Source organism: Aquimarina algiphila (assembly GCF_947494415.1).
GTDB classification, from domain to species: Bacteria; Bacteroidota; Bacteroidia; order Flavobacteriales; family Flavobacteriaceae; genus Aquimarina; species Aquimarina algiphila.
In genome coordinates this window covers 536,993-549,991 of sequence record NZ_CANLVC010000010.1, presented here as the reverse complement: position 1 = coordinate 549,991, position 12,999 = coordinate 536,993, and the positions used below count along the sequence as shown (strand labels likewise).

7 protein-coding genes are annotated in these 12,999 nt (G+C 33.8%); 5 read left to right on the top strand and 2 right to left on the bottom strand.

Annotated features, from left to right (window positions below; all coding sequences use genetic code 11):
* Positions 1-26 precede the first annotated feature (26 nt).
* Positions 27-518 (bottom strand): YybH family protein, encoded by a 492-nt coding sequence (locus tag PQF96_RS25930; RefSeq protein WP_160113993.1) that lies wholly within the window; start codon positions 516-518, stop codon positions 27-29.
* A gap of 207 nt (positions 519-725) precedes the next feature.
* Between PQF96_RS25930 and PQF96_RS25925 the strand changes: the two genes are divergently transcribed.
* On the top strand, positions 726-4,139 hold the full coding sequence (locus PQF96_RS25925; protein WP_271769747.1) for an amidohydrolase family protein: 3,414 nt from the start codon (positions 726-728) through the stop codon (positions 4,137-4,139).
* 81 nt (positions 4,140-4,220) lie between these two features.
* Here the strand turns inward: PQF96_RS25925 and PQF96_RS25920 are convergent, their stop codons facing one another.
* Positions 4,221-5,093 (bottom strand): bile acid:sodium symporter family protein, encoded by an 873-nt coding sequence (locus PQF96_RS25920; RefSeq protein WP_143917522.1) that lies wholly within the window; start codon positions 5,091-5,093, stop codon positions 4,221-4,223.
* A 237-nt stretch (positions 5,094-5,330) separates the two neighbouring features.
* On the opposite strand from PQF96_RS25920, the gene PQF96_RS25915 reads away from it, so the two are divergent.
* From PQF96_RS25915 to PQF96_RS25900, 4 genes are all read left to right on the top strand, one after another.
* Positions 5,331-6,065: a glycoside hydrolase family 25 protein gene (locus tag PQF96_RS25915; RefSeq protein ID WP_271769745.1), complete on the top strand. Its 735-nt coding sequence runs from the start codon at positions 5,331-5,333 to the stop codon at positions 6,063-6,065.
* Between the two features lie 168 nt (positions 6,066-6,233).
* Positions 6,234-7,826, top strand: a complete 1,593-nt coding sequence (locus PQF96_RS25910; RefSeq protein ID WP_109433857.1) for a solute:sodium symporter family transporter — start codon at positions 6,234-6,236, stop codon at positions 7,824-7,826.
* A 33-nt stretch (positions 7,827-7,859) separates the two neighbouring features.
* A complete protein-coding gene (locus tag PQF96_RS25905) occupies positions 7,860-9,677 on the top strand; it encodes a glycoside hydrolase family 36 protein (RefSeq protein WP_271769742.1) in 1,818 nt (605 codons plus the stop codon).
* Position 9,678: 1 nt separating this feature from the next.
* Positions 9,679-12,762 (top strand): glycoside hydrolase family 2 TIM barrel-domain containing protein, encoded by a 3,084-nt coding sequence (locus tag PQF96_RS25900; protein ID WP_271769739.1) that lies wholly within the window; start codon positions 9,679-9,681, stop codon positions 12,760-12,762.
* The last annotated feature ends 237 nt before the right edge of the window (positions 12,763-12,999 follow it).

The following is a 12,999-nucleotide window of genomic DNA, read 5'->3' as shown; positions in this document are numbered from 1 at the left end:
TAGGCTATAATATAATCATTAAAACTTTATTTTTTATTCATTAGAAACTGTCCATGAGGATTATCAAAAACCATTAACCAATCTCCATTAGGTTGTTTTCTTAATACCGCTACAGATAAACCAGTTTGTACAACTTCTTTCCCATCAGGTGTTCTTCCCTTCATCTCCCACGGAGAAAAATGAATAGCAGTATCTCCATTAATAAATACTTCATGTCCATCATATTCAAATTTGGGATTCAATGTAAATGCCCCTTGAAACATCTGTCTAATAACCGAGGGGTCCGAAACAGGCTGTTCTGGCTCAAAAACAATTAGAGCTTCTGATTCATAACTAGACATCACACCTTCTATATCTTTATTATGAAATGCAGCTGTCATGTTTTTGATTGCATTTAATACATTTTTTTGTTCTACAGTAAAATTTGTTTGTTCCATGTCATTTTTGTTTTGAGCTTTAGTAATTATAGTCATAGAAATTGCTATGACCATTGTTAGAATTAATCTTGTTTTACACATAGTGTCTTTGTTTTTTTGGTTTAGACACATCTCATAAATGACTGTTACAGTAAATTAGATATTTTTAAAATTTTAGCTCAAAGAAAAATACAAAACATGATATTATATATAACAAAACTTTATGATAGTCAACGTTAAAGCAGAAATACAGCGCATTAGTTTATTATCTATATTTACTTATTCAAATAAATTCAACATTCTCAATCAATGAAATCGCACATCTTTCTTAGAGTTACTTCTCTATTTCTATTTTTAAGCACTTTTATCGGCATTTCTCAAAACAAAAAAAAAGAAAAGGATACTATAAAAAAGGCTACTAAAGAACTTCCTTTAGAACCTACCCGTACCATATCATTTACCACAGACAAGGGAACATGGATTTCTTTAGATGTGAGTCCCGATGGAAAAACTATCGTATTTGATCTTATGGGTGATATTTACACCATTCCCATTACCGGTGGTAAAGCAAACCAAGTTACTAGTGGGATGTCCTATGACGTGCATCCCAGATATAGTCCTGATGGTAAATCATTAGTTTTCATCTCTGACAAAAGTGGTTCTGATAATATTTGGACTTTAGATCTTACGTCCAAAGAAGATAAACAGATCACTAAAGAAGAAAAGCATAATTTCTTTTCTGCAGAATGGACTCCAGATGGAGAGTATATTGTAGGCGGTAAAGGGCGAAGAAATATTAAACTTCATATTTACCATAAAGAAGGTGGCTCCGGAAGTCAATTGTTTGAAAAACCAAAAGATATAAAAGCTATTGATCCTGCCTTTAGCGCAGATGGAAAATTGCTTTATTTTTCTAGACGTAAAGGTTCCTGGAACTATAATGCCCAGTTACCACAATATCAAATTGGAACTTACGACATGGAAGATGGTGATATGGCGGTAGTAACCTCCAGATATGGTTCTGCTTTTACTCCCACTTTATCTAATGATGGAAATTGGTTAGTATATGGTACACGTTTTGAGCAGGAAACTGGATTGGTATTACGCAATTTAAAAACAGGAGAAGAACGCTGGTTAGCATACCCCGTTCAACGTGATGAACAAGAATCCATAGCTCCATTAGGAGTGTTACCTGCAATGTCTTTTACTCCTGACAATAAAAATCTCGTTACTTCATATGGCGGAAAAATATACTCTATCTCTTTGGCTAATAATACAGCCAAAGAAATTCCTTTTCAAGTTGATGTCAAACTTGACTTAGGACCTCAGTTAGCTTTCAAATATCCTATTAAAGATAACAAAAGTGCCTTAGTTACTCAAATACGTGACGCTAAGCCTTCTCCAGATGGTTCCAGACTTGCATTTACTGCTTTAAATAGATTGTATGTAATGAATTTACCCAATGGTACTCCCAGACGTTTGACCACAAATAATTATACAGAAGCACAGCCTACATGGTCTCCAGACGGGAAACACATTGTTTTCACTACTTGGAAAAAAGGAGGAGGTCATTTATTCAAAATTAATGTTGATGGTCGTGCGCAACCTACTCAATTGACAAGAGAGCCTGGTATTTATACCAACCCTTCCTGGTCATATTCTGCAAACCGAATTGCATTTCACAGGGGATCAGCACAAACTTATGATGATGCATTTAATCCATTTTCAAGTCGGGCTCAGGAAGATTTAGTATGGATAGATAGTAATGGAGGTGTTATTAATTTTATTGATAAAACCAAAGGAAGGCAAGATCCTCATTTTACCAAAATAGATAACCGCATATATTTAAATCATAATGAAAAAGGGTTAATCTCTATTCGTTGGGACGGATCTGATGAAAAAGAACATTTAAAATTAACCGGAATCACCACATATGGCTCTCAGGATATTTTTGGGAAAGATCATCACGATGCTATGAGTGCAAATGCATTACCTTCATCAGAAGAAGGATGGCGTGATAAAAGTAAAGCTTCTAAACCATCAGAAATACAAATTTCGCCTGACGGAAAAACTGCACTGGCACTAATTAATAACGACATCTATACTGTGCTTATTCCTCGATATGGGAAAACACCTTCAATTTCATTAGCAAAAGCAGATGGTGCTGCATTCCCTGCGATGAAACTAACAATAATAGGAGGAGAATTTCCTGTTTGGTCCTCAGACAGTAAAAAAGTACACTGGTCTTTAGGGGCTAGTCATTTTAGATATGATGTTGAAGCAGGAAAAAAGTTCAATGATAGCTTGGTGGCTGCCAAAAAAAAGGAAGAAGAACTTAAAAAAGCCGAAAAAAAATCAGATTCTACAAAAATTGATAAAAAAGAAGATAAAGACAAAAAGAAGGACCCAAAATTTGAAGCAAAAGAATTTAAAATAAAAGTAAACTATGAGAAGGATATTCCAAAAGGCACCTTACTTTTAAAAGGAGGGCGTATCATAACTATGAACGGAAATGAAGTCATTGATAACGGAGATATTCTTATAGAAAACAACAGAATTAAAGCTATTGGCACGTCTGGAAGTTTAACCGTATCAGGGGATACCAAAATCATTGATGTTTCTGGCAAAACACTAATGCCAGGATTTATAGATACCCATGCACATATGTGGCCATATTGGGGTGTACATAAAAATCAAGTCTGGATGTACTCTGCTAATCTAGCCTATGGTGTAACTACAACAAGGGACCCTCAGACAGGTACAACAGATGTACTCACGTATTCGGACATGATAGAATCAGGGATGATTCACGGCCCTCGAGTATATAGCACTGGTCCTGGTGTTGGGTTTTGGAAATATAAAATAGAAAGTTTGGACCATGCCAAGGAGGTACTAAAGCAATACAGTGAATACTATAATACCAAAAGTATTAAAATGTACCTAGTAGGTAATCGCAAACAAAGACAATGGATTATGATGGCTGCCAAAGAATTAAAGTTAATGCCAACTACCGAAGGAGGTTTAGACTTTAAGTTAAATATGACTCAATTATTAGATGGATATCCTGGCCATGAACACTCATTACCCATTTATCCGATTTATAAAGACGTAGTAAAAACAATTGCAGATTCAAAAATGGCAGTCACACCAACATTATTAGTATCCTATGGTGGACCTTGGGCAGAAAATTATTATTACTCTCGTGAAAATGTTTGGGGAGATCAAAAAATACAATATTTTACTCCATACGAAGAATTAGCGCAAAAGTCTAGAAGAAGACCCGGTTGGTTCATGGACGAAGAACATATTTTTAAAAAACACGCAGAATTCATGAAAGATCTGGTCGAAGCTGGTGGATTGGCTGGTGTAGGGAGTCATGGACAACTCCAAGGTCTAGGTTTTCATTGGGAGTTATGGTCTGTCCAGAGTGGAGGAATGAAAAATCATGATGCTCTTAAGGTAGCCACGGCACTCGGTGCCGAAGCTTTAGGATTAGATACCGATTTAGGAAGTCTGGAAAAAGGAAAACTAGCTGACATCCTGATTCTTTCAAAGAATCCATTAGAAAACATACGAAATACGAATACACTTACTCATGTAATTAAAAATGGTAGGGTATACAATGCTGACACTCTGGATGAAGTTTGGCCAAAAGAACAAAAAGCAGAAATTTTTCATTGGCAAACCAAAAAACCTAAAGGAATACCAGGTATCAAAAAGTAAATAACTCCAATTCAATAAGATATAGATTTAAAAAAAGCGTTCAATTTCTTGAACGCTTTTTTTATACTTTTTTTAGGAATCTCACTCATTAACATCTTGTCTTTTACTTTTTTTAATTCCAAAATAAACAGCAATACCTCCTGTGAAGAACATTAACAAACTATATACTGCAGGGGCAATGGCAAATGAAGTATTCTCTAATAAAACTATGGCTATAGTAATTGCCAGGGTTCCGTTTTGAATTCCCGATTCAATTGAAATTGAAATGGCACTTTTATTTTTAATCTTAAATAGCCTGGCAGAATAATACCCAACTACCATGGTTAAAACATTTAAACATAATGCCACAGTACCTGCTTGATCAAAATAAGAAACGAAATTATCTTTTTCTTTAATAGTAATTCCAACAATAACCAATGCTAATACAACGCCAGAAGCAATCCGTACAGGTTTTGCCATCCTTAAAGCAAACCCCTCATTGTATTTTCTAATAATCATACCAATACTAACCGGAATAATGGTTATGACCAAAATCTGAATGATAGTATTAATAATATCCAGTTTAATCATTTGTCCTTCATCCAGAAAATGTAGTAATGCAAAATTTATAATAAAAGGTATCGTTAAAATAGTAACAAAACTACTTATTGCCGTTAATGTAACTGATAATGCAATATCTCCTTTGGCTAAGTGAGATATTAAATTTGATGTAGGACCGCCAGGACAAGCTGCCAAAATCATAATTCCTATAGCAACCTCTGGCTGTAAAGGAAATAAAGATGCCAAAGCAAACCCCAAGATAGGAAGAAGAATAATTTGATTCGTTAGCCCTACTGCAATAGCTTTAGGATAGGTAAAAATTCTTTTAAAATCATCAACCACTAGAGATAAACCCATTCCAAGCATTATAATAATCAATGATGATGCTAAAACAATTGTTGATATACTATCCATAATGTATCGGTTCTTATTGAGTAACCAATATAAAAATTTATACTGATATTAAGATGAGTAGATATTACTTTATAGTGCGTATCAATTACGTGGAGATACTTATAGGCATTCTTTTAAAAAATTTATAAATTTAAAACCACAAAAAAATAACAACTTTACTAAAGCCTTACCATGGACTTTAACCAAAGATGCTCTGCCTTATAGCTTTTAATACAAACCACTCTTAACCTAACATATATGAAAACTCTCTCTATCATAAACAGTATCTTAATACTATTCTTTTTTTCCTATACGACTACCAATAAAAATACCCCTTGTAACTCTGAAAATGAAAGGCTTGAAAAAAATCCATCTATTTTGGGTATGGATATTTCTCATTTTCAAAATGATATAGATTGGGATGACATTAAAGAAGATGGAGTTAATTTTGTGTATATTAAAGCTTCTGAAGGCGCACACTTTAAAGATCCAAAATTTAAGAAAAATCACGCTGCTGCAATTAACAACTGTATCTATCGAGGTGCATATCATTTTTATGAAACTGGCACTAACCCAGAGCAGCAAGCTCAAAATTTCATAGCAGCTGTAGATAAACTAGTTTCTGGTGACTTACCTCCTGTCTTAGATCTTGAGCAAGGTGGTATTAAAACTTCGGTAACCAAAGAAACGTATCAAAAAAACACGTTGAAATGGTTAACAATTGTAGAAGAGAAATTAGGCATTATTCCTATTATATATTGTGACCCTTCTTTTGGAGATACATATCTTAATCATCCTGATTTTGCCAAATATAAATTGTGGGTAGCAGAATACACTAAAAAATCTCCGAAGGTTCCTGAAACATGGAAAAATAAAGGATGGACTTTTTGGCAAAGAACGGATAGTGAAAAAATAGAAGGTATTAAAGGCAGTGTAGATTACGATATTTTTCAAGGAAAGGCCGATGAGTTCAGAAAATTGTTAAAAAAATAGACCAAAGCAATTCTCTAAAAGTCAAATACATATAAAAATCACCCCATGTATATTTCACATTAATAGTTTTTTTAGTTAAATTTGATAGTCTATGCTATTCTACTCTATTTTTGTTTTAAGTAGATATTATCTTTTTGATCATTCTAACTAATTTATAAGTTCATCTTCATGCTCGCTGTTACTACCTTTATACTTTTTACACTACTCGTTGCTTATGTTTCTTATCGAAAAACAAAAGGTGAAGCACTCAATACCTCAGATGGATACTTTCTGGGAGGGAGGAGTCTAGGATGGTTTGTAATTGGGGGGTCTCTTTTTCTAACTAACATGAGTGCCAATAATTTTATTGGTGAAAATGAGCAGGTATATATTGATAGTGTAGCAGTAATGGCATGGGGAATGACTTCTATCCTATCACTTATTATTGTTTCTGAATTCATTTTACCTATTTATCTTCGTAATGGGTCTGTAACCACTCCAGATTTTTTAGAAGATCGATTTGACCCAAGTATAAAAAAATGGATATCCATTATATTTCTTGTAGGATATGTTATAAATATGATGCCTCCTGTATTATATGCAGGAGCAGTTGCTTTTAATGGTATGTTTGATCTATCCGGGGTTTTTGGTTTAAGCAATTGGGCTACCATATGGATTTTGGTATGGTCTATTGGGATTGTAGGAAGTATTTATGCAATTTTTGGGGGATTGAAGGCAATTGCAGTCTCAGATGCCATTAATGGAATAGGATTAGTAATTGGGGGGTTACTCGTACCTTTTTTTGGTTTACTATATATTGGAGATGGTAGTTTTTCTGTAGGGCTTGATATGATTTTAACACAAAACACAGAACATCTTAATGCCATAGGAAAACCAGATTCTCCTGTTCCTTTTAGCACATTATTTACAGGAATGCTATTAGTAAACCTTAATTATTGGGGTACCGAACAATATATCATGCAACGTGTCTTGGGAGCAAAAAACCTCGCTGCAGGTCAAAAAGGTATTGCCTTAGCCAGTGTACTAAAAGTAATCTCCCCTATTTTGCTTAATATCCCTGGATTAATCGCTCTACATATCTATTTTAACATAGAAAATACCGCAGAAATATATCCCAGATTAATTGGCGATGTTATGCCAGAATATTTAACCGGATTTATGGCAGCTATTATTTTTGGGGCAGCATTAACCACTTTTAATTCTGGACTTAATAGTTCAAGTACATTATTTATGCTTAATATATACAAACCTTATTTAAAGCATAAAAACAAAGAGATTGCCGATGTCAGTTTAATAAAAAAAAGTAAATATTTACAAGTATTTTTAGCAATGACAGCTATGTTTATCGCTCCTTTTATTGCTTTTGTTGATGGTGGTTTTTTCGATTATATCCAGAAAGTTGCAGGTTTTTTTAGTGTACCTATTTTCACTATTCTTTTTGTAGGATTTATAACTAAAAAAGTACCTCCTATCGGAGCAAAAGTAGCTTTGATATTTTTTATTACCTGTTATGCCCTTACTCAATTAATATTTGATACTGGTTTACATTTCTTGCATATCATGGCAATTCTCTTTGTAACCAGCACTATAATTATGTTGCTCTTTGGGAAATTCTATCCTATGAAAGTACCATACCAACCTATTGACAAAAAATTAGTAGACATCAGACCTTGGAAATACAGACATATTGTTTCTTTTATTTTGGTATTGATTGTAATTGCAGCGTATATTTTCTTTTCCCCTTTAGGTGTTGCTTCTTAATCTCAATACATAAACTTATAATAACAATCCTATATGGCTAACTTAACAACAAAAGGATGGGATTTTCTCCAGGACATTGGTAAAGATCAACTTCCATATAATGGTATATCTATATATACCAAAACAACACCCTTTGTTTTTGAATTATCAAATCAAGTTCAGAAATTAGAAAAGGGGTTATTTAAAGTCACAATAAAATTACAAGCTTCAACTCTTAAAAATACAAAACCAGTAAAACTAGTCTGGAAAATTCCTGCCATTAATTTAAAAGGAACATGGCTATCTAATTATGAAAGTGACAGACGTATATATGCTGAATTTGATGCCGAGCGTATGCTCGTTTCTCGCGCAGCATATGAGGCTCCCGTTATTTCTCTTTTTGGGCATAATGACGAAAACCTACACACGTTTGCCTGTTCAGATGCTATACATACATTATCGTTAGGTGCTGGACTTCGAGAAGAAGATGGTTGGATATATTGTAATGTGATTCTATTCAAAGATCCCGTTCCTGATTTCGACATATACGAACTAAGTATTTTACTTGATTATAGAAAACAACGTTATGAAAATTCACTAAGAAAAGTCAGCTCGTGGTGGGCTTCCATGACCGAGTACACCCCCATGTTTGTGCCAGATATTGCCAAATTACCTATGTACTCTACTTGGTATTCTTATCATCAGGATATTACAACCAAAAGTTTATTAGAAGAGTGCAGGACAGCATCTTTATTAGGATATAAAACAATTATTGTAGATGATGGATGGCAAACTAATGATAGTAATCGTGGTTACGCATTTACGGGGGACTGGTTACCAGAACGTTTTCCCGATATGTCCAATTTTGTGAAGGAAGTTCATGATTTGAATATGAAAATAATGCTTTGGTATTCGGTACCTTTTTTCGGTAAACATTCCACAGCTTTTCAGCAGTTTAAAGGTAAATTTCTTCATTTCTCTGAAGAATTTCAAGCTGCTATTCTTGACCCCAGGTATCCCGAAATTAGAGACTATCTGGTGAATACTTATGCACAAGCACTTAAAAATTGGGATTTGGACGGCTTTAAATTAGACTTTATTGACCATTTTATTCCCTATAAAGATACTGTTTTAACTACCGAAAACGGAAGAGATTATGCAGCTATTGGTCCAGCTGTTGACCGATTGATGACAGATGTAATGAAAGCCTTAACAGCTATAAAACCCGATATTTTAATAGAGTACAGACAACATTATATTGGTCCGGTATTACGAAAATGTGGTAACATGTTTAGAGCACATGATTGCCCTAATGATGCCGTAACCAACAGACGACGAGTCATTGATTTACGATTATTATCAGGTAATACAGCCGTACATTCAGATATGTTTATGTGGAACTATGAAGAATCTGTAGAACTGGCTGCCTTACAATTTCTGAATATATTATTTTCAGTTCCGCAAATATCTGTTAGATTAAATGAAATTTCAGCAACTCATCAACAAATGGTCAACTTTTACACCGAGTATTGGATCAAAAATAGAGATACATTGCTGGACAGTTATCTCACAGCAAATGGGCCTTCAGAGAATTATCCATTGATTAAAGCTTCTTCAAAAGAAAAACAAATTATTACTGTACATGCCAATTTGATCATAGAAATATCAGGTGAACATAATATGATTGACATTATTAATGCGAAAACCTCAGAAGATATTATACTACAACATATTCATGATCACATCACATATGATGCTAAAATTTTTGATTGTCTAGGAAACCTTATTGGAAATGCTACAAATACTTTTAAAAAAGGTATGGCATCAATAAAAGTCCCCATTTCTGGAATGATAACCTTATCTGCAATATAAAATGAAAATAGGAATTAATTTTGATAGTAGCCATTTCTGGGAAAACCCTGAAGTTTTTAATATTGGTCAGGAAACACCTCATACCAACTTTATACCTTATCATGATCCAAAATTTTTATTTCAAAATATAAAAGAACAATCCTCATGCTATTTATCTCTCAATGGAGCGTGGAAATTTAAATATGTGGATACTCCCGATAATCGTCCAATAGGTTTTTATGAAGAAACATATGACACCTCTGCATGGGCAGAGATTAAAGTGCCTGCAAATTGGGAATTAGAAGGATATGGGGTTCCTATTTATGTTAACGATCGCTATCCATTTCCTAAAAACCCTCCTCATATTCCTCATAATAATAATCCTGTAGGTTCTTATAAAAAGACATTTATAATACCTAGTGAATGGAAAGATAGACAAGTATTTATTCATTTTGGGTCTGTAAAATCAGCAGCTCACTTTTGGATTAATGGAGAATGGTTAGGATATAATCAGGATTCTATGACTCCGATTGAATTTAATATCACCAAGCACCTTAAAGCAGGAGAAAATAACATTGCTGTAGAAGTATATCGTTGGTGTGATGGCTCATATCTGGAGTGTCAGGACTTTTGGCGTTTAAGTGGTATTCAGCGAGACGTATATCTGTTTTCAAGAGATCAGGTTTATATCCAGGATTTTTTTGCCATCGGAAACCTAACTTCAGGTTATAATGATGGAGTTTTGGATCTTAAGATTTCACTTCAGAATTTGACACAACACATTTGGAATGGAACCATACAATGTGAGTTATATTCTGAAAATAGAGAAATCCTACTTTCCAAAAATATTTCATGTACTTCGGTATCAGAAAACGCATCTTTTACCATTCAGGAATTTCTTCATTGTCCAAAAAAATGGACTGCAGAAACTCCTAATCTATATCAATTGTCATTGACCCTGCTAGATCAAGATAATGAAATACTGGAGATTGTAGGATGCAAAGTAGGATTTCGAAAAATAGAAATTAAAAATGCACAACTACTCATTAACGGAAAAGCAATTACAGTACGAGGAGTTAATCGCCATGAGCATGATGAAGTAACTGGTCGTATCGTTTCTGAAGAAAGTATGATACAGGATATCAAACTAATGAAACAATATAACATCAATGCTGTGCGTAATAGTCATTATCCCAATGATGCTCGATGGTATGAATTATGTGATGAATATGGACTATATGTTGTAGATGAAGCTAATATAGAAACTCATGGTATGGGTTCTAATTATTCTACCCCTTATGACGAATCCATACATCCTTGCAATTTACCAGAATGGAAAACAGCACACATGGATAGAGTACGTCGAATGTTTGAACGTACCAAAAACCATCCCTCGATTATTATATGGTCTTTGGGTAATGAAGCTGGAAATGGTTCAAATTTTAAAGCAGCATATCAATGGCTTAAATCAAAGGATGATTCCAGACCAACACAATTCGAACAGGCTGGTGAAGAAGAAAATACTGATATTGTTTGTCCGATGTATCCATCTATTAAGCAGGTCGAAACATATGCTCAAAAAAAAACAAAAAGACCATATATCATGTGTGAATATGCTCATGCTATGGGAAATAGCGTAGGCAACCTAAAGGAGTATTGGGATTTAATCAATAAATATAAAGCCCTACAAGGTGGTTTCATCTGGGATTGGGTAGATCAAGGAATTGAAGGGTATACTGATGATGGCCAAAAATATTGGAAATTTGGCGGTGATTTTGGGCCTTCTAATACACCGAGTGACGGTAATTTTTGTATTAATGGGTTACTATTTCCTGATCGTCAACCTCATCCTGCTATTTGGGAAGTAAAAAAATGTTACCAACCCATTAATTTTAAAGCTATTGATCTTGAAAAAGGTAATATCCAAATCAGTAATGATTTTGATTTTATTTCACTTTCTGATATTAAAATTCGATGGGAGGTTTGGACTCAGGACAAAATATTAAAATCTGGTGTTTTTGAAAAGTTAGATATACTCCCCGGAAAGTCAAAACAATTTCATGTAGAGTACAATACAATTAATGACTCTACAAATACAACCTGTTTTCTAAACTTAGCAGCATTGTACTATGGTAATGACAGCTCTATCTCCATAGGTCACGAAATTGCAAAAGAGCAATTTTTATTATTTGATGATCCTAAAATAGAACATCTGGAAAAACCAAATTATGGTGGTCTTTCTGTTCTAAAAAACAAACAAGAATATGTAATCACAGGAGATAATTTCAAGACCTCTATACACACTCTTACGGGGCTCATAAATTCTTATAACTACAAGGGAACCGAATGTATTACTGAAGCAATACGACCTAATTTCTGGAGAGCTCCTAATGATAATGATTTTGGGAATCAGATGCCAGAACGAACTAAAATATGGAGATATGCAGGAATGCACACAATATTAAAACACCTTGAAATCCTACATCAATCATCAACACAAATAATTATTAAAACTGAGCTCTACCTACAAGATGTACAATGTAATTTTGAAATGATATATACTATAGATTCCGAAGGTACTATTCAAATACATTGTGATTTTAAAACAAGGGATCTCAAATTACCAGAATTGCCACGACTTGGGTTGTATTTTAAAGCGCCACAGGCTTTTGATCATGTACAGTGGTATGGTCGAGGTCCTTTTGAAAATTATGTAGATCGTAAATATGCTGCTCATATCGGGCTATATGAGAAAAAAATAACAGATATGGCACATCAATATATCAGTCCGCAAGAAACTGGAAATAGAGAAGATACAAAGAGATTAATATTACAAAATATCAACAAAGTTCAGCTACAAATCTTGGGAGAATCTTCTTTTAGCTTTAGTATTTTACCTTATAGTCCTGAAGCACTGACACAGAAACAACGAGGAAGTATGCACCAATATGATCTAAAAAAAGAAGATGACATTTCTATTTGTCTGGATCATTTACAAATGGGTGTTGGTGGTATTAATTCATGGGGAGCATATCCTTTGGACAAATATCGTTACCAGACTGATGATTATAGTTTTACGTTTCGTTTAAGAGGGCTATTCAATTAATTATCCTCATATGAATATATATTCTTAATCCTTTAAAAACATCTTATCACCATCTAGAAAATAATACTATTTAAGATTTTAAATAGTATCTAAAGTAAATATATAGTTCCCTTTTGTAACTTTATAAATTATTTTGCACCACTATAAATTGTATAAGAAACGACTAATAAATTTAGTTCCTGCAAAATGGATAAGTAAAGATGTTACCTGACAAAAACCAACCTAAAAACCAAACCA